Origin of the sequence: Enterococcus sp. (assembly GCF_032555305.1) — a bacterium.
GTDB lineage: Bacteria > Bacillota > Bacilli > Lactobacillales > Enterococcaceae > Enterococcus_A.
The window spans coordinates 1-18615 of the sequence record NZ_JAWGOQ010000024.1; the positions used below are offsets into that span (position 1 = coordinate 1).

Sequence of the window (18615 nt, forward strand, 5' to 3'; positions counted from 1 at the left end):
GTGATTGAAGTGACCGTGGGAGAAGCTGCGCCTGTGAACACGCAGGTAATGGACGAGCACGTAGTCGTTAGTGAACAGCAAAAACCATCGTTTGAAGAGTTCAAGTTAACTGTCGTTGAAGAGAAAATGGTCGAACCGACTGTATTGAAACAAGTGCTGGAATTACCATTGGGCTTCAAGCTGAATCATCTGTTTCAAGAACAGAAACGCGCATTAATCGTCTCTAAAGTGCCGGAGGGCGGCAAGCCGATTGAAGCGAACATCCACAATGAGGAGAATCCTGTCCGTATCGAGCTGCTGGTGAAGCTCAAAGAAGAGATAGAGGAGAAAGCCAACGCCTCGCCGCCACAGGACCAGCGAGAAAAACAGAGCCTCTGGGACCGTTTGAAAAAACGAAGGTGGCTAGAATAAATCTATAAATACCTAAGGACCGTACCAGCCAATTACCGCGGATTGGCTGTAGTACCTCCGGCGTATTAAAGCTGCCCTTCTGGATGACTCAACAGGGCGATCTAGGCGACAAGGGCCGTGGATTCTTTTGAAGAACATCGAAGTGAATCATCCAAAAAGAAATCAGAGGAGTGCGCGCTAATCTGGTTCTTGAGTAGAGGATCACGTTGATTTCAACTCACAAAGAATTTGCGGCGATCATTCATAACGAACGGGATTCTTCACCAGAAGGATGCTCTCTCTTAGATTGCTAAAGTATCGCTGTACGAGTACTGAATGGGCAGCAGGTTTATTTGTCATGGATTCAGCACATATAATTATTTCGCAGGTATGCTGAAAGGCATATCTCTTTGTGCTGTTCAATTTATCAAGACAAATCAAATTGTTTTATTTTCCGATGTGTTCAAATTGTGGCGCTTTTTTTAACAATCCACCAGAACAGTTAATCAAAAAAATAGCCGATTGACATTTTGTTATCATAAGTGATAGCGAGCAGTCATTCGGCTATTTTTTTATTTCAGTCGCTTCAGGATTATTGATTAGTAAGATTGCGTCGTACTTTTTGAATACCAAAGAAGCCGATGAGACAAAATAGAAAGACTAGAAAAAGAACAAACGATAATGCGGCATATGGAAATAGCGATGCTTGCGTCACTGATAAAAAAGGTTCAAGGATTAGTTTGCGAATAGCATCGGGTACTTGTTGCTGTATTTCAGCAAATGCTTTAGAGATTTCGGGAAGATTACTATGCTCCGGCAATATGCTGGTATAAGCGCCAAAGGCTTTGTTACCGATAGCAAGATAACCTAAAGCAAAATTTCCCAATCCGAAGAAACCGACGACAAGATTGCCGAAAGTAAATAATCCGATACCTAGATTTCCCAACGCGATCGCACCTATGGCTAGATTTCCAGCGGCAACAATTCCTAGTGTTAAGACGCCTGCTGAAAATATGCCTAAGGATAAGAATCCGATAGAAAGAATTCCTTTAGTAAAAACACCTAATGAAAAAATTCCTGATGAGAAAAAGCCGATACTGAATATGCCGTGTGCTGTTGGAATTAATTGCTTTTTATGGCGCAACGTACTGAGTGCAAATTGACGATTGTGCCACAACAGCTCTGAAAGATTTGGAATGATGATATGCAGTAAAGGCAGGTTGAATAAAATTGTTGCCGAGCGATATTCAAAATATAATTCTGGTTCACGTTCATTTAACAAATTGTCCAGCGAAAGATCTAGTAATTGCGCGATGCGTTTTAACGTATCGATGTCGGGGTACCCGGCCCCACGTTCCCATTTGGAAACTGTTCGATCCGATACATACAAGATATTCGCTAATTGTTTCTGCGTCAGTTCATTTCGCTGCCGATAATTTCTTAATTGCTTCCCTAAAAAATTTCCCATTTCAATTCCTCTTTCTTGTTGATAAATCTAGCATAGCGGATTAGCAGGGAAATGGGTATGAAATCCAGTGAAAAAGTGATTCTACTTTGCGTAGAGTCTTGATAAATCAAGCTTTCTCAAAAAAATGAGCGAAGAAAGTTTCTCTCACTTGCTGCTGTTTTTAAAATGCGCTAAAGTTAAGTAAAGGGTATAGGTTGTGCTATGTGATAAATTTTATTAGTCGTGTTGCTATCATTTATTATTAAGAGAAATCATCGGCACAATGGTCATTGGATTTTTTTAGTTGAATCAGAAAGGAGTCGATAATTGTGAGGAAAGTAGAAGAAGTGAAGGAAATGCTGACCGATACGGTGGCAAAAATTTACAGTACGATCAAAGATAGTACAATAGAAGTAACAAAAGAAAAAGGACAAGCTCCCCGTGTGCGAAATGTTCGTCCAACTCGCCATACGATCAAATGGAAAGCGAAAAATCATTAATCAAGTAACTATCGAAAAAGAAGCGCCCAGATTATTTCTTCTGGGCGCTTCTTTTTTAATGATCGATCTCAATCCCTAAAATCGTCAGATGTCCGTTGCCAACTAATTTGATCACCAGTTTTGAAAGACTGTCCGCGCTCATATCTGTCTCGCTCGTGATCCACCAATGAAGGGTACCGACAAAAATTGAGGTCATGTACTCGATGATAAAATCTAGCGGGACTTCGATGTCGTTTTCAGTGATCTTTAATCGTTTAAAAATATGGGAATACTTTTCGTCCAGAATTTCTGCGATTTTTTTGCGCAAGATTTCATTACCCGACGCATCCATAATCGTTAAAAAGAATTTTCGATTTGCTTGGATTTGTTCGTAAATGTTTTTTAATACCATTTCAATCTTGCGTACTTTTAGGCGATTGCCTTGGACGATTTGATCAGGATCCAGTACGGAAGCGAAGGCATCAATGGCTTGTTTAAAGATTTGATCATAGAGATCCTGCTTGTCTTTGAAGTGGGCGTAGAAGGTCGCACGGTTAATCATTGCCTCATCCGCGATTTCCTGCACAGTGATATTATCGTAACCTTTTACTTCTACTAAATGAATAAAAGCTTCCATTATCATTTTATTGGTTCGCTTTACTCGGAGATCAATTTTTTTTGGCATGGTAAAATCCTTTCATTTTGACAACATAATTGGGTAGATTGTTGCTTATCACACGAATGAAATGGTTTTGCGTATTGCATAACCTTCGAAATGTTTTTAGAATATACGTGAGTAGTATAACAAACACTTTGTAAGTTAATCAACATGTGTTGTTAAAATGGAAGGTAGGAAAAATTATGACATTACGAGCGGGGATTGATGTTGGCTCTACAACCGTCAAGTTGGTCATTTTAAATGAACAAAATGAAAGTTTGTTTTCAAAGTATGAACGTCACTTTTCAGATGTGAAAGCTGCCACAGAACGCGTGCTGCGAGAAGCTGAAGCTGTGATTGGTAACCAGGAAATGACCATGAGCATCACTGGATCCGGCGGGATGGGTCTGGCAGATGTGCTGGAGATCCCTTTTGTCCAAGAGGTGATCGCGTGTACTCGCACTGTAGAGGAAATCATTCCTGAAACGGATGTGGCTATCGAACTAGGCGGAGAAGATGCGAAGATCACGTTCTTTGAAGGGGCATTGGAGCAACGGATGAACGGTAGCTGTGCTGGCGGTACGGGAGCTTTTATCGACCAGATGGCTGTTTTACTGAAGACCGATGCAAATGGCGTCAATGAATTAGCGAAAAATTATAAAACGATTTATCCGATTGCTTCACGCTGCGGCGTGTTCGCGAAAACGGATGTCCAACCGTTGATTAATGAAGGGGCTGCGAAGGAAGATATTGCGGCGAGTATTTTCCAGGCGGTTGTTAATCAAACGATTGCTGGCTTAGCTGCTGGTCGTAAAATCAAAGGGAACATCGCTTTTCTTGGTGGGCCGCTATTCTTCATGTCTGAATTGCGTCAACGCTTTATTGAAACGTTGGATATTGCGCCGGAAAATGTGATCTTTCCAGAAAATCCCCAGCTTTTTGTGGCAATGGGGGCTGCTTTTTATTCAGAAGAAGCAGATGTTACCTCTTTAGAGGGATTATTGCATCGCCTAACAACAGCGGAAGAAGGTCATTTATCTCCTTCTGATACGTTAGAGCCATTGTTTGAAGACGAAGCTGACTTGGCTGAGTTTCGGATGCGTCACGGTCAAGCACAAGCGCAAGAAAAAAGTTTGGCTGAACATGAAGGGGTTGCCTTCTTAGGGATTGATGCTGGATCAACGACCACAAAAGTCGCCTTGATCGATGACAGCGGAAATTTGATGTATTCATTTTATGGGAATAACCAAGGGCAACCGTTGGAAACGACCATGACGGTATTGAAGGACCTGTATACGAAATTACCAGAGAATGTCTTCATTGGGAAGGCCGCAGTAACCGGCTATGGCGAGCAATTGATCAAGAATGCTTTAAAGGTTGATATCGGCGAAGTTGAAACAATGGCGCATTATAAAGCTGCCAATCATTTCCAACCAGGTGTAGATTTCATCTTAGATATTGGCGGGCAGGATATGAAGGCCATGACGATCAAAGACGGTGCGTTATCTTCAATCCAATTAAATGAAGCCTGTTCTTCAGGGTGCGGTTCGTTTATTGAAACCTTCGCTAAATCGTTGAACTATAATGTCGAAGATTTTGCCAAGGCTGCCTTGAAATCAAAAGCACCAGTTGACTTAGGTTCTCGTTGTACGGTCTTCATGAACTCGAAAGTAAAACAAGTGCAAAAAGAAGGCGCCTCTGTCGGCGATATTTCTGCTGGACTGTCTTATTCAGTCATCAAAAATGCGATCTACAAAGTAATCAAAGTGCGTCGTCCGGAAGAGCTTGGAGAAAAGATTGTCTGCCAAGGCGGAACCTTCTATAATGAAGCAGTCTTGCGCTCGTTTGAACTAGTCACAGGACGTGAAGTTGTTCGCCCTTCGATCGCTGGTTTAATGGGAGCCTTTGGTGCTGCCTTAATCGCGTTGGAAAATTACGAAGTCGGTGAAAAAACCGAAACCCTTTCTTTAGCGGAGATTGATAGCTTCACAGCTGAAAAGGAATTCACTCACTGCGGATTATGTGAAAATAATTGCATGCTGACAGTGACCTTGTTCTCCGACGGTCGTCAGTTCATCACTGGAAATCGTTGTGAACGCGGCGCACGGATCAAAGTTAAACGGGAAGATAAAAAAGTCAATCTGGTGGATTACAAATACCGTCGCTTATTCAAATATCGGCCACTACGCAAGAAGGAAGCGGTGCGAGGCGAGATCGGGATTCCGCGAGTCTTGAACATGTATGAAAATTATCCGTTATGGCATACCTTCTTCAGTGATCTAGGTTTCCGCGTGAAATTATCACCACGCTCAAACAAAGAGCTTTATGAACAAGGAATGGAAACTATTCCGAGTGACACGGCTTGTTATCCAGCGAAGATCGCCCATGGACATATCCAAGCGTTGATCGACGGCGGCGTGCCGATGATTTTCTATCCAGGTGTCGTATTTGAACGAGAAGAGTCGAAAGAAGCGGATAATCATTTCAACTGTCCAATCGTTCAAAGCTATCCTGACGTGATTCGCAACAATGTCGATGATATTCGCGAAGGCAAAGTCGATTATCGCAATCCTTACTTGAATTTAGCCAATGAAGCTTCAGTAGCTAAGGTATTGGGACGTTGTTTCCAAGATTTGGGTATTACACAAGATGAAATTGATAACGCTCTGCATCATGCTTATGAAGAACTAGAAGCCTTCAAAGAAGATGTTCGTCAAAAAGGCGAAGAAACCTTGCTGATGCTTAATCAAAAAGGCGAACGTGGGGTGGTTCTTTCGGGTCGTCCGTATCATTTGGACCCTGAGATCAATCACGGGATCGCGGAAGTGATTACACAAGAAGGCTTCCACGTATTGACGGAAGACAGTGTCTCTCATTTAAGCGATGTCGGCAATTTACGGGTGGTGAATCAATGGGTTTATCATTCTCGTTTATATGCAGCGGCTCGTGTTGTCGCAAAATCGAAAAATCTTGAGCTCGTTCAATTGAATTCATTTGGCTGCGGACTCGATGCGGTAACCACGGACCAAGTGGAAGAGATCATGGATCAATACGGCAAGATTTATACTGTCTTGAAAATCGATGAAGGCTCCAATCTCGGTGCTATCAGAATTCGTCTCCGTTCATTAAAAGCAGCGGTCAACGAACGGGACAAATCAAATTACGAACCGGTCAAACGTTTCGAAGAACCTGAAAAAATCGTCTTCACGAAAGAAATGCGCAAGAAGCATACTTTGCTATTGCCAATGCTTAGTCCGATCCATCAATCAGGCTTGTTTGATATCGCGTTGGAGGCTTCCGGCTATAACGTGGTTTGCTTGCCAGCGATGGATCGTGAAGCGGTCAATGTTGGCTTGAAATATGTTAACAATGATTCATGCTACCCAGCAATCATTTCCATCGGGCAATTAGTCGAAGCGTTACAAAGTGGCGAGTATGATTTGAACAACACCAGTGTCATGATGAGTCAAACCGGTGGCGGCTGTCGGGCAACAAACTATATTCCGTTGCTGCGTAAAGCCTTGAATGATGCGGGCTTCCCACAGGTTCCAGTGGTTTCTGTTTCACTTGGAAACAAAGGAGTGGAGAGCAACCCAGGATTTAAATACACATTGCCAATGCTGAAACGAATTGTTGTCGCGATCCTTTACGGGGACTTGTTTGAACGCGTCGTTTACCGTACACGTCCTTATGAGTTGAAAAAAGGACAAATCGATGCACTGCATGAAAAATGGCTGAAGAAAGTCGAAGGAAATGTTCGGAATGGCTCACTGACGCTCTTTAACATGAATATGAAAAAAATCATTCAAGACTTCGATACGGTGCCGATCTCAAATGAGGTCAAACCGAAAGTTGGTGTCGTTGGCGAAATCTTGGTGAAATACTCACCAACAGCCAATAATGATATCGTGCGATTATTAGAAGCAGAAGGTGCTGAAGCGGTGGTTCCAGATCTAATCGGCTTCATGAACTATTCCTTGTACAACCAGATTTGGAAATACGACAACATGGGGATGCCGAAGAAAAACAAAAACTTGGCTGAAATGGCGATCAAGCTGATTGAATTTGTTGAAAAACCAATGGACCGAGCTTTACGTGCCTCTGAACGTTTCAACGGAATCCATTCGATCTATCAATTAGCCGAGGATGCCAGCAAGATTCTTTCTATCGGAAATCACACAGGTGAAGGCTGGTTCTTGACGGGTGAAATGATCGATCTATTGAAGACCGGAGTTAACAACATCGTCTGCATGCAGCCGTTTGGTTGTTTGCCGAACCATGTGGTTGGTAAAGGTGTGATCAAAGAATTACGGCATCAGTTTCCAAAATCGAACATTGCCGCGATCGATTACGATCCAGGGGTTTCGATCGTGAACCAACTGAATCGAATTCGTTTGATGATGGCAACGGCTAATAAGCAATTAAAAGAAGAAGTCAAAAGTTGATTATCGTTAATTACGAGAGTAGACCAATTAATAAAAGGTCTGCTCTTTTTTTTCGTGCTTTACCACGATTAGAAAGATGCAACACGCACAAAAAACGACTTATTTTTCTATTCTTGGAAAACTGAATCCTATTCAATTCGCTAGCTATCAATCATCTGCACTATTGTTAACCAAGAATTATGTCAGGCTAATAAACAAAAATTATTTCCTTTTTTCTATTGTAAATGATGAAGACACGGCAAAAATGATCCAGCGAAAAAGATGAACCAATTCGAAGATAAAAAGGATTATTGTTGTACATTAGGTATATACCAGTTATAATAAGGATAGAAAATTGAACGGGGTGACAGAGTATGGCGAATCAAGTGCCAGTATATATTCAAATACATGATCAGTTAAAACATGAAATTGAAAACGGTGTATGGAAGGTCGGTGCTCGCCTGCCTTCTGAAAGAGAACTATCGTTGCGCTTTGGTGTCAGTCGAATGACACTGCGGCAAGCGATCCAAACACTATCGGATGAGGGAATCTTAGAACGCAAGATCGGTTCAGGAACCTATGTGGCTAGCCAAAAGGTCCAAGAAAAAATGACTGGAACCACAAGCTTTACCGATATCATGGAATCCTTGGGCAAAGTGCCGTCCAGCAAAACAATTTCTTTCTTCCATTCACGGGCCAGCTCCAGTGAAGCGGAAAAATTAGGTTTGGAAAAGGGCGAACAGGTTTTACGGATGGAGCGGATTCGTTACGCGGATGATCTGCCAATCTGTTTTGAAGTCGCTAGTATTCCGGCTAAGCTGATCGAAGGCTTCAGTAAGGAAGAAATTACTGAATCGTTTTACCACAGCCTGCAGGAAAAAGGATTTGAGATTGGGCAGGCCAATCAAACGGTATCTGCGACCCTAGCTTCGGAACAAATCGCAGAATATTTAGCAGTAAAACGCGGGGACGCGATTCTACGGCTGCGCCAAGTGTCCTATTTAGCGGATAAACGCCCATTTGAATATGTGAGAACCCAATATGTCGGCAGCCGCTTCGAGTTTTATCTAGAAAAATAATCCAAGCGGCTAGGCCTCTTGGATCAGTTGTTCATGGTAATCGACCTCGCCGAGAGTGAAGCTGACTTGACCATTTAACAGATCGGTTACTTGCGCTTCGAAGGAATCAATTTGATTCTCATCAACCATGCAGGTAACAACGACTTGATCGGTGAATTGGGTGTCTTTGACGGCTAGATGCTCATTGGTAATGAAGTTTTCCATCTTGCCCCAATTGGGGTATTCAAGCTTAACGAAAACTTCTTGCTGTAGCCGACCTTCAACGATGCCTGTTGCCGCGATCGCCTGAGCAACGGACCCAGAATAAGCACGGATTAATCCACCAGCGCCCAGTTTGGTTCCGCCAAAATAACGAGTCACAACGGCGCAAACATTGATCAGCTCATTTTTTTTCAGTACCTCCAGCATGGGGACACCAGCAGTTCCGCTGGGCTCGCCGTCATCTGAAGAGCGTTGGATTTCACTGCGCTCGCCCAGCACGAAGGCATTGCAATTATGATTGGCTTTCCAGTGCTCCTTTTTAATCTGCTGAATGAAGTCTTTGGCTTCCTCTTCGGATTCGATACGTTTTAAAAAACAAATGAAGCGAGATTTTTTGATCTCGATTTCGTGTTGATTGTCTTCTTTGATGGTTCGATAATTTTGCAGCATGATTTTGCCTCACTTTTATTTTCTCTACCTTAGTATAGGAGAAAAGCGGGGTAAGTTTCAACTAGCGGCTTGTTTGCCAGAAGGATTTTGTTTGAAGGTGAGGGATGTGCATGACACGTGCAAAAAAATACGATGGAATTACTCATTATTTGAAAAGTAATAATGGTTCACAGGTAACATTGACTTTTACTCAATTTGACGAGTTGCTATTTCCTCGCAGCGGCTTGCCGCAAACCGCGCGACAAGATCTGGATTGGTGGGCAAATGATTATCGTCATCCTGAAAAAGGTGCTTATGGCTGGTTAAACGCGAATTATGAAGTCGTTCAGGTCAACCTCGACAAGGAGTACGTGGTCTTTAACAAATTAGTAAAATCAAGCTGGTTGATATAATAAAGTAATTAACGGAAGTGCGGCAATCAATTGCCGTGCTTCCGTTTTTTGCATCTGTTAGATATAAATAGTCGAAGCCAAAGTTGATAAATTGCGTACCTTCTTGAAAAGCGTTTTAGTGAGGAGAACATGAATGGAAATCACGGGTCAACGATTATTATTGAATGAATGGCAGACGTTTTATCCTCAAGTAAACTTGGCGCATGCTGAAAAAGTCCCTGCGATGATCGAGAGGGAAACAGGCTGGTTCTGTCAGCGCTGTGGAGAAGTTTCTCGAGAAAAAGTTCCTGCCGGTTTTATCTATTGTCCAGCTTGTTTAGCGTTGGGACGTGTGGATAACCGCAGCTTTCTTTATTTCTTTCCTGCTAAAAAGTTGCTTTCTAGGAAGGTTGAGCTTAGCTGGTCGGGAAAACTTTCCGCGGCACAACGGAATATTGCCGAGGGCTTATTGCAGGATCAATTGAATAGGCAGTCCTTCTTGCTTTGGGCGGTAACAGGGGCTGGAAAAACTGAAATTTTATTTCCTTTGCTTAAATCATTTTTAGAACAAGGAAAGCGGATAGCTATAACGTCTCCGCGGGTCGATGTCTGCAACGAACTATTTCTGCGTTTTCGCCAAGCGTTTCCTAACGAAAAAATCAGTCTTTTCCACGGACAGGAGCGAAAGGATACCGGGGATCAGTTTGTGATATGTACGGTTCACCAGCTTCTGCGCTACCATAATTATTTTGACCTGTTGATTGTCGATGAGGTGGACGCCTTTCCCTATGCAGAAGATCCCTTACTGCATCGTGCCGTGGATAAGGCCCAGCGAGAGGCGGGTAAACGTGTCTATTTAAGTGCTACTCCTGCTGATAACTTGAAGAAGCAAGTCGATCGTGTTTATTATCTGCCAGCACGATACCATCGCCGCCCACTGCCTGTTCCTGAACTATTATTCTCATGGCGTTTAGAAAAAGATCTGCTGGCGGGACATTTGTCAAAGAAAATTTTGATGAAGATAGCTGCACTATTAGAGGAAAACAATGTCTTGCTTTTTTGTCCGAATATTCCCTTATTGGCTAAAATGGCTGACTGTATTCAGGCAATGTTTCCCGAGGTTAGATTGACGACTGTTTTTTCACAGGACCAAGAACGTCTAGTCAAGGTGGAAAATATGCGTGCTGGAAGGTATCAATTGCTGCTGACAACCACAATTCTTGAGCGGGGAGTCACCTTTGAAAAGGTATCTGTCATCGTATTGCAGGCTTCCCACCGTGTCTTCAAAAAAGCTGCACTGGTCCAGATTGCTGGCAGAGCAGACCGCAAAGGGGACTTTTCTAAAGCGAAGGTACTCTTTGTGACTAGCGAAATGACTCGTTCGATCAAGTCTGCAATCAAGGAGATCAAAGATAATAATCAGCGTGCTATGCAGGAGGGCTTGATCGATGCGATGTAGCTGCTGCCAAAAGCAACTGACACGGAATCTAACTCTGCGAGAACTCTTTTTTTCGACCAGTCAACGATGCTATCACTGCGAGAAGCTGTTTACCAAAATCAATCAGTCGATAGCCTGTCCAGGCTGCGGTCGGGCAAATTCGTCAGAGCTTTGTTCAGATTGTCGGCTATGGCGGCAGAATCTTGGTTTTGTGCTGGAGAATAAAAGCTTATTTCAATACGATGAAGGCTTTCGAGAATGGATTGAAGCCTATAAATTTACAGGAGACTATCGTCTACGGGGGGCTTTTGCGACTGAATTGAAGCAGATGTTGCGGCACTATCAGGATTATTTGATTTGTCCGCTGCCTCTTTCACAGGAGCGATTTGAGCAAAGAGGCTTTAATCAGGTCAGCAGCTGTTTGGCTTTTACGAGGGTTTCTTTTGAACCTTTGCTGAAGCGGAAGGAGCTGTCTCCCCAGTCAGAAAAATCACGGGAAGAGCGGCTAAAAATGGAACAGCCCTTCGAATTGTTGGAATCAAATGGAAAAATTAGAAAACAAAGAGTTTTATTAGTCGATGATGTTTATACGACGGGGCGGACGCTCTTCCATGCGGCCGAATTACTATACGAAAATGGCGCTGAAACGGTGAAGAGCTTGACTTTTGCACGTTAAAATGCATCGTTTTTACTTAGGAAATTGATAGCGATTTACTTTGCAAAAGGATTAGATTTCGATATAATAGGGATAAGAAGAAGAGGTAAGAGTGGTCCTTCCTTCTCTTCAGTTGGCAAGACGAAAGGGGCAATACGTATGTTCAAATATAATGTTCGTGGAGAAAACATCGAAGTTACTGAAGCTATCCGTAATTACGTTGAAAAGAAAGTAGGAAAGTTAGAACGCTACTTCACTGATGTTCCGGACGCAACTGCTTATGTCAATTTGAAAGTTTACACAGAAAAAACGGCAAAAGTTGAAGTAACGATTCCATTACCTTACTTGGTTCTTCGGGCGGAAGAAACTTCACCAGATTTATATGCAAGTATTGATTTGGTTGTGGATAAATTAGAACGTCAGATCCGCAAATTTAAAACAAAAATTAATCGCAAAGCTCGTGAAACGGGCGTGCCTGAACGTGAAGTTGAAGTGTTAGTGAACGCAGAAGGTTCAGAAGAATCTGAATTAGAGATCGTTCGGACAAAACGCTTATCATTGAAACCAATGGGCAGCGAAGAAGCAGTCTTACAGATGAACATGCTTGGCCATAACTTCTTTATTTTTGAAGATGCTGAAACTAACGGCACTAGCATCGTTTATCGTCGTAAAGATGGCAAATATGGTTTAATCGAAACAGATTAATTTGAATTTACGGCCTTCCAGCTGATGCTGGAAGGTTTTTTATTTTCATTGAAAATAAAGTTTTGGAATACAATAGTTTTCCACCAAGGGGTTATTCTTGATATCATGAGCTATTTTAGAAATTCACAAAAAAGATTAATCATTATATAAGTCGTTCTTTATTCGCTATGATAAGTTTCTTTTCTCAAGGAGTAATGATAAAATATACTAGCGGGTTTCTATCATAAAATAGAAAATGAAAAGAATTAAAGGAGTAAGATAAACGAATGGCAAACTTTCTGAGACGAATGATTGAAAATGATAAAAAAGAATTGAAACGATTAAGCGGGATCGCTGACAAAATTGAAGAATTTTCTGGCGATATGGAAAAATTGTCGGATGGACAATTACGCGGGAAGACTGAAGAATTCAGAGGACGCTACCAAGCTGGCGAAACTCTGGATGATTTACTGCCAGAAGCTTTCGCGGTAGTTCGTGAAGCGGCAAAACGTGTCTTGGGTCTCTATCCATACCACGTCCAATTAATGGGTGGGATCGTTTTACACGATGGGAATATTCCTGAGATGAAAACCGGTGAAGGGAAAACGTTGACAGCAACGATGCCGGTTTATTTGAATGCCTTGACAGGTGAAGGTGTCCATGTTGTAACAGTAAATGAATATTTAGCAACACGTGACTCCACTGAAATGGGTGAATTGTATAACTTCTTAGGCTTAAGTGTCGGATTGAACATCAATTCAAAAACATCTGACGAAAAACGAGAAGCTTACAATTGCGACATCACTTACAGTACGAATAACGAGTTAGGATTTGACTATCTGCGTGATAACATGGTTGTTTATCAGAATCAGATGGTTCAACGCCCATTGAGTTACGCGATCGTCGATGAAGTCGATTCGATCTTGATCGATGAAGCGCGGACACCATTGATTATTTCTGGTGCCGCTGAAAAATCTACAGCGTTATACACACGGACAGATAATTTTGTCAAACGGTTAAAAGAAGATGAAGATTACAAAATCGATATCCAATCAAAAACAATCGGTTTGACTGAGCAAGGGATCGAAAAAGCGGAAGAAAACTTCGGCTTGGAAAACTTGTACGACTTGGAAAATACTGCGTTGACTCACCATTTAGATCAAGCGTTGCGGGCAAATTACATTATGATTCGCGACATTGACTACGTGGTTCAAGAAGGAAAAGTGTTGATCGTTGACCAATTTACTGGACGGATCATGGATGGTCGTCGTTATTCTGACGGCTTGCACCAAGGGATCGAAGCCAAAGAAGGCGTTGAGATTGAAGACGAAACGAAGACGATGGCAACCATCACCTTCCAAAACTACTTCCGGATGTACAAGAAGTTAGCCGGGATGACAGGTACTGCCAAAACGGAAGAAGAAGAATTTCGTGAAATCTACAATATCGAAGTTATTCAAATTCCAACAAACCGCCCGATTATTCGGGAAGACAACGCGGATTTGTTATACCCAACACTAGAAAGTAAATTCCATGCGGTCGTTCAAGACATCAAAGAACGTCATCGTAAAGGACAACCGATCCTGGTCGGTACCGTAGCCGTTGAAACGTCTGAGTTACTTTCAAACATGTTAGATCGCGAAAAAGTTCCACATGAAGTCTTAAATGCGAAGAACCACTTTAAAGAAGCGGAAATCATTATGAACGCCGGACAAAAAGGCTCTGTTACGATCGCTACCAACATGGCCGGTCGAGGAACCGATATCAAGTTAGGTCTAGGCGTCATTGAATTAGGCGGACTAGCCGTAATTGGTACGGAACGTCATGAATCACGTCGTATTGATAATCAGCTGCGTGGACGTTCAGGTCGTCAAGGAGATCCGGGTGTCACACAATTTTATCTTTCATTGGAAGATGATTTGATGAAACGTTTTGGTTCTGAACGAATCAAAGCCTTCTTGGATCGGATGAAGGTCGAAGACGAAGATGCCGTAATCCAAAGCAAGATGCTGACTCGTCAAGTAGAATCTGCTCAAAAACGCGTGGAAGGAAACAACTACGACACACGTAAAAACGTCCTGCAATATGATGATGTGATGCGTGAACAACGGGAAGTTATCTACAAACAACGTCAAGATGTTATCATGGGCGAAAAAGATTTGACGCCGAACTTATTGAACATGGTACGTCGGACGATCTCACGGGTTGTGGATAGCCATACGCAATTAGAAAAGGAAAACTGGAATCTTGAAGCGTTGGCTGATTTTGCCGGAACGACTCTAGTTCATGAGGACTCTATCTCAAAAGCGGATTTCGAAGGCAAGACGCCAGAAGAGATGAAAGACTATCTGTATGGTCGTGCGAAAGCTGTCTTTGATACGAAGGTAGCTCAGTTGCAAAGTCCAGAACAATTATTGGAATTTGAAAAAGTCGTTATCTTGCGTGTCGTGGATACGAAGTGGACTGATCATATCGATGCGATGGATCAATTACGTCAATCCGTTGGTCTGCGTGCCTATGGACAAAATAATCCATTGGTTGAGTATCAAACAGAAGGCTACAAGATGTTCGAAGACATGGTTGGGGCGATCGAATTTGAAGTAACACGTCTCTTCATGAAGGCAGAAATACGCCAAAACGTTCAACGTGAACAAGTGGCGCAAAACCAGCAAGAACATCCGGTAGAAGCCGATGGCGATCCGAAAAACTTGACTCATACGAAACAAAAACCAGTTCATGTAGAAAAAGTTGGACGGAACGATCCTTGTCCATGCGGCAGTGGTAAAAAATACAAAAACTGCCACGGCAAAGGACAATAGTTTTTTACGATAAAGAGCGGACTTAGGACGAGACATAGCTACTATGTCTCGTTTGTTTTGCGAGTTTTTCTTCCCGCTTTAGCGGGTTAGAAAAATGGTATGCGTGGTGAGAATAAAACTAACTTTTTCGCTTTTTGAAAAAGTTAATGCTTTAAAACGAATTAGCTGCCAGTTTTCTTAGCAGTTTGATATAGAACGAAATCTAAGTTGATATGTTCTGATGAAATAAGGCACGAACTGTTTAGCGTAATCGTACGCGCAGTGAGAATCAGATTCATTTTTCATGGGTTTCGAAAAATGATTACTTTAATATGAGCTAGCTGCCAGTTCAACTTTTCTCAGCTCTCAAAGTTGGACTGGTAATTAAATGGTTGAAACACAGTATTGACACGTGATGTTTAGTTGGATGGTATGCGCGATGAAAATAAAACTAACTTTTTCGCTTTTTGAAAAAGTTAATCCTTTAAAACGAATTAGCTGCCAGTTTTGCTTCTCACAGCTTGATTTTTAAAGAGTCTTGGCTTAAAACCATAGCGTAATCGTATATAGAACAGGATCCGAATCATGTTTTATTAAACCTTTTTTAAAGGTTCATTTTGTAACAAATATTTTTTTATGGTTGACAAAACCTTCAGCAGAATGGTATGTGTATTGAGATTGAAGTACGATTTTTTTGATTCATGGTTTTACGGGTATTTTTTTACCCGGAAGAAAGAGGGAATAGATGTGGAAAATGCAGAAATACGAAATTTGTTAGACACGATGCAAGAGCAGGTCGTAAGCTTCAGGGGGTCTCTTTGACCTAGAGCAGTTAGAAGAAGACATCGCGGAGGCGGAAAATCAAATGACCGCTCCAGGTTTTTGGGATGATTCGGAAAAGGCGCAGGCATTGATCAATAGTAACAATGCAGCAAAGGATACATATGACCAGTTTCAAGCGATCGCAAATGAAACCGATGAATTGAATGTCATGTGGGAAATGCAGCAGGAAGAATATGACTATGAACTGCACAGTGAACTTGAAGAACGGTTAGGTCAATTGCAGGAAAAAGTTTCTGGCTTCGAACTGTCTCTTTTACTTGATGAACCTTACGATAAAAATAATGCGATCGTGGAATTGCATCCAGGTGCTGGCGGAACAGAATCTCAGGACTGGGGTTCGATGCTTTTGCGGATGTATACACGCTGGTCGGAGCAGCATGGATTTTCAGTTGAGACGATCGATTACCAATCAGGTGACGAGGCGGGTATCAAAAGTGTGACGCTAATGATCAAAGGAACGAATGCTTATGGCTACTTGAAGTCAGAAAAGGGTGTTCATCGTTTAGTGCGAATCTCACCTTTTGATTCAGCTAGCCGACGCCATACTTCTTTTTGTTCGGTTGAAGTGATGCCGGAATTAGATGAAAATATCGAAGTCGAGATCAATCCAGATGATCTGAAGGTCGATGTTTATCGTGCTAGTGGTGCTGGCGGTCAGCATATCAACAAGACTTCATCAGCCGTTCGAATCACGCACCTACCGACCGGCACCGTTGTCGCCAGTCAAGCACAGCGTTCGCAATTCCATAACCGCGAAACGGCGATGCAGATGCTGAAGGCGAAGCTTTATCAATTAGAGATCGAGAAGAAGGAGCAGGAAGCTGCTGCATTACGTGGTGAACAAAAGGAAATCGGCTGGGGCTCGCAAATTCGTTCTTATGTATTTCATCCTTACTCGATGGTGAAGGATCATCGCACCGAACATGAGACAGGAAATGTACAGGCAGTAATGGACGGCGAATTGGATCCTTTCATTGACGCTTACTTGAAATGGCGATTAGCTCAAGAGGGTTAAGGCCAAAATGAAATCAAACTGTAAAGTAATGAAAGCCAGTTGCAATGTTGGCATGCTATAATAACAAAGAATTTAAGAGGATTTGGAGAGATAAAGCATGATTGAAATGCAGGATGTAACAAAAAAATATCCTAACAAGACAACTGCTGTACGTGGGATTTCGGTCCGTATCGATCAAGGTGAGTTCGTCTATGTCGTTGGCCCCTCTGGTAGTGGAAAATCTACCTTTATCAAGTTGATGTATCGTGAAGAAAAAGCAACCTCTGGAAAAGTATTAGATGTTGCCCGTCACGATTTATTAAAAATTAAAAATAAAGAAGTTCCTTATTTGCGTCGTGATGTCGGCGTCGTTTTCCAGGACTTCAAGCTACTGCCCCGCAAGACCGTTTATGAAAATGTTGCCTATGCAATGCAGGTTATTGGACGTAAACCGCGGGACATCAAAAAACGTGTTATGGAAGTGCTGGACCTTGTTGGGTTGAAGCATAAAGTCCGCGTGTTCCCAAGTGAACTATCTGGTGGGGAGCAACAACGGGTATCAATTGCACGCGCGATCGTGAATACCCCGAAAGTGTTGATCGCCGATGAACCGACAGGAAATTTGGACCCAGATACTTCTTGGGAAATCATGCATCTATTAGAACGAATCAATAATCAAGGAACAACGATCGTCATGGCGACTCATAACAAAACGATCGTAGATACAATGCGTCATCGCTTGATCGCGATTGAAAATGGCTTGATCGTTCGGGATGAAGCGGAAGGAGAATACGAGTTTGATGATTAGAAATTTCTTCCGGCACTTGTTGGAAAGTATCAAGAGTGTCAAACGTAACGGCTGGATGACGTTAGCTTCAGTCAGCGCGGTAACGATCACCTTGACGATGGCAGGAATTTTCATGGCAGTGATCATGAATGCGACGAAACTAGCTCAGGATGTTGAAGGCAATGTCGAGGTAACCGTCTTTGTTGATATCGGTACGAAGGAAAAGGATTTAAAAGAGTTGAAGACAGATCTGGAAGATATCAGCCATGTAGATAAGGTGACCTTTTCTAGTAAAGAAGAGCAGTTGAAAAAATTACAAAAACAAATGGGAGATGCCTGGGACCTATTTGAAGGCGACAGCAACCCGCTTTATGATGTATATGTTGTAAAAGCAACAGACGCACAATATATTCGTCCAGTAACCCGAGAAGCAAGTCAATTACCAAATGTTTTCCGTGCCAATTATGGCGGAAATTCTGCTGACCGAATCATTCAAATGTCGAAGGTCGTACGGACTTGGGGCTTAGCAGCAGCTGCTCTATTAGTCTTTGTGGCAATCTTCTTGATTTCGAATACTATTCGGATCACGATCATTTCACGGAAAACCGAGATTCAAATCATGCGCTTAGTTGGTGCCAAGAATGGATATGTCCGTTGGCCATTCTTCCTTGAGGGTGGTTGGATCGGTTTGATTGGTTCAATCGTGCCGATTCTAGTCTTGACCTATGGCTACTCGCAAGTGTACGGATTGGCTGCACCGTATCTTTTACAGTCAAATCTAGAACTGCTGCGTCCGAACCAAATCGTTTGGATTTTGGATATCACGATGGCCGTTGGCGGTTACTTGATTGGTTCATTAGGATCGGTCATTTCAATGCGTCGCTTCTTAAAAATTTAATAAACAAAACTTCTTCGAA

At 42.4% G+C, this 18615-nt stretch carries 15 protein-coding genes; 12 read left to right on the forward strand and 3 right to left on the reverse strand.

Features of this window, described 5'->3' with window-relative positions; genetic code table 11:
* Nucleotides 1–411, forward strand: a 411-nt coding sequence (locus E6139_RS16060; protein WP_316404199.1) for a hypothetical protein, incomplete at its 5' end; no start/stop codon positions are given.
* Nucleotides 412–982: 571 nt separating this feature from the next.
* Here the strand turns inward: E6139_RS16060 and E6139_RS16065 are convergent.
* A complete protein-coding gene (locus E6139_RS16065) occupies nucleotides 983–1858 on the reverse strand; it encodes a helix-turn-helix transcriptional regulator (RefSeq protein ID WP_316404201.1) in 876 nt (291 codons plus the stop codon).
* A gap of 308 nt (nucleotides 1859–2166) precedes the next feature.
* Between E6139_RS16065 and E6139_RS16070 the strand changes: the two genes are divergently transcribed.
* Nucleotides 2167–2337: a hypothetical protein gene (locus tag E6139_RS16070; protein WP_316404202.1), complete on the forward strand. Its 171-nt coding sequence runs from the start codon at nucleotides 2167–2169 to the stop codon at nucleotides 2335–2337.
* A 55-nt stretch (nucleotides 2338–2392) separates the two neighbouring features.
* Here E6139_RS16070 and E6139_RS16075 read toward each other — a convergent pair whose 3' ends face one another.
* Nucleotides 2393–3001 (reverse strand): TetR/AcrR family transcriptional regulator, encoded by a 609-nt coding sequence (locus E6139_RS16075; protein ID WP_316404204.1) that lies wholly within the window; start codon nucleotides 2999–3001, stop codon nucleotides 2393–2395.
* Nucleotides 3002–3177: 176 nt separating this feature from the next.
* Here E6139_RS16075 and E6139_RS16080 point away from each other — a divergent pair, with 176 nt between their 5' ends.
* Together E6139_RS16080 and E6139_RS16085 are read left to right on the forward strand one after the other, a co-directional pair.
* Nucleotides 3178–7419 (forward strand): acyl-CoA dehydratase activase-related protein, encoded by a 4242-nt coding sequence (locus E6139_RS16080; protein WP_316404206.1) that lies wholly within the window; start codon nucleotides 3178–3180, stop codon nucleotides 7417–7419.
* Between the two features lie 353 nt (nucleotides 7420–7772).
* Nucleotides 7773–8477 (forward strand): GntR family transcriptional regulator, encoded by a 705-nt coding sequence (locus E6139_RS16085; RefSeq protein WP_316404208.1) that lies wholly within the window; start codon nucleotides 7773–7775, stop codon nucleotides 8475–8477.
* Nucleotides 8478–8486: 9 nt separating this feature from the next.
* Here the strand turns inward: E6139_RS16085 and E6139_RS16090 are convergent, their stop codons facing one another.
* Complete coding sequence (locus tag E6139_RS16090) at nucleotides 8487–9128, reverse strand: YigZ family protein (RefSeq protein WP_316404209.1); 642 nt, start codon at nucleotides 9126–9128, stop codon at nucleotides 8487–8489.
* 104 nt (nucleotides 9129–9232) lie between these two features.
* Here E6139_RS16090 and E6139_RS16095 point away from each other — a divergent pair, with 104 nt between their 5' ends.
* The 8 genes from E6139_RS16095 to ftsX all read left to right on the forward strand — a co-directional run bounded on the left by E6139_RS16095 (nucleotide 9233) and on the right by ftsX (nucleotide 18596).
* Nucleotides 9233–9520: a hypothetical protein gene (locus tag E6139_RS16095; protein WP_316404210.1), complete on the forward strand. Its 288-nt coding sequence runs from the start codon at nucleotides 9233–9235 to the stop codon at nucleotides 9518–9520.
* A 133-nt stretch (nucleotides 9521–9653) separates the two neighbouring features.
* Nucleotides 9654–10958, forward strand: a complete 1305-nt coding sequence (locus E6139_RS16100) for a DEAD/DEAH box helicase family protein (protein WP_316404212.1) — start codon at nucleotides 9654–9656, stop codon at nucleotides 10956–10958.
* Nucleotides 10948–11613 (forward strand): ComF family protein, encoded by a 666-nt coding sequence (locus tag E6139_RS16105; protein WP_316404214.1) that lies wholly within the window; start codon nucleotides 10948–10950, stop codon nucleotides 11611–11613. The genes E6139_RS16100 and E6139_RS16105 overlap by 11 nt, the downstream gene beginning before the upstream one ends.
* Nucleotides 11614–11751: 138 nt before the next feature.
* Complete coding sequence (hpf, locus tag E6139_RS16110; protein WP_316404215.1) at nucleotides 11752–12297, forward strand: ribosome hibernation-promoting factor, HPF/YfiA family; 546 nt, start codon at nucleotides 11752–11754, stop codon at nucleotides 12295–12297.
* A 266-nt stretch (nucleotides 12298–12563) separates the two neighbouring features.
* Nucleotides 12564–15095, forward strand: coding sequence for a preprotein translocase subunit SecA (gene secA, locus E6139_RS16115; RefSeq protein WP_316404216.1), 2532 nt, complete (start codon nucleotides 12564–12566; stop codon nucleotides 15093–15095).
* A gap of 726 nt (nucleotides 15096–15821) precedes the next feature.
* Nucleotides 15822–16932, forward strand: a protein-coding gene (prfB, locus tag E6139_RS16120) for a peptide chain release factor 2 (protein WP_316404217.1) whose coding sequence is annotated in 2 segments (ribosomal slippage) — nucleotides 15822–15893 and nucleotides 15895–16932 — 1110 coding nt in all. Because the reading frame shifts where the segments join, the coding sequence is not laid out codon by codon here.
* Nucleotides 16933–17029: 97 nt separating this feature from the next.
* Complete coding sequence (gene ftsE, locus E6139_RS16125; protein ID WP_016181267.1) at nucleotides 17030–17719, forward strand: cell division ATP-binding protein FtsE; 690 nt, start codon at nucleotides 17030–17032, stop codon at nucleotides 17717–17719.
* Nucleotides 17712–18596 (forward strand): permease-like cell division protein FtsX, encoded by an 885-nt coding sequence (gene ftsX, locus E6139_RS16130; RefSeq protein WP_316404379.1) that lies wholly within the window; start codon nucleotides 17712–17714, stop codon nucleotides 18594–18596. The genes ftsE and ftsX overlap by 8 nt, the downstream gene beginning before the upstream one ends.
* The last annotated feature ends 19 nt before the right edge of the window (nucleotides 18597–18615 follow it).

Excerpts from the sequence above, each read along its gene's own strand:
- ftsX (WP_316404379.1), top strand. The coding sequence starts at position 17,712 with ATGATTAGAAATTTCTTCCGGCACTTGTTGGAAAGTATCAAGAGTGTC.
- E6139_RS16075 (WP_316404204.1), bottom strand. The coding sequence starts at position 3,001 with ATGCCAAAAAAAATTGATCTCCGAGTAAAGCGAACCAATAAAATGATA.
- E6139_RS16100 (WP_316404212.1), top strand. The coding sequence starts at position 9,654 with ATGGAAATCACGGGTCAACGATTATTATTGAATGAATGGCAGACGTTT.
- E6139_RS16095 (WP_316404210.1), top strand. The coding sequence starts at position 9,233 with ATGTGCATGACACGTGCAAAAAAATACGATGGAATTACTCATTATTTG.
- secA (WP_316404216.1), top strand. The coding sequence starts at position 12,564 with ATGGCAAACTTTCTGAGACGAATGATTGAAAATGATAAAAAAGAATTG.
- ftsE (WP_016181267.1), top strand. The coding sequence starts at position 17,030 with ATGATTGAAATGCAGGATGTAACAAAAAAATATCCTAACAAGACAACT.
- hpf (WP_316404215.1), top strand. The coding sequence starts at position 11,752 with ATGTTCAAATATAATGTTCGTGGAGAAAACATCGAAGTTACTGAAGCT.
- E6139_RS16065 (WP_316404201.1), bottom strand. The coding sequence starts at position 1,858 with ATGGGAAATTTTTTAGGGAAGCAATTAAGAAATTATCGGCAGCGAAAT.
- E6139_RS16080 (WP_316404206.1), top strand. The coding sequence starts at position 3,178 with ATGACATTACGAGCGGGGATTGATGTTGGCTCTACAACCGTCAAGTTG.
- E6139_RS16085 (WP_316404208.1), top strand. The coding sequence starts at position 7,773 with ATGGCGAATCAAGTGCCAGTATATATTCAAATACATGATCAGTTAAAA.
- E6139_RS16105 (WP_316404214.1), top strand. The coding sequence starts at position 10,948 with ATGCGATGTAGCTGCTGCCAAAAGCAACTGACACGGAATCTAACTCTG.
- E6139_RS16090 (WP_316404209.1), bottom strand. The coding sequence starts at position 9,128 with ATGCTGCAAAATTATCGAACCATCAAAGAAGACAATCAACACGAAATC.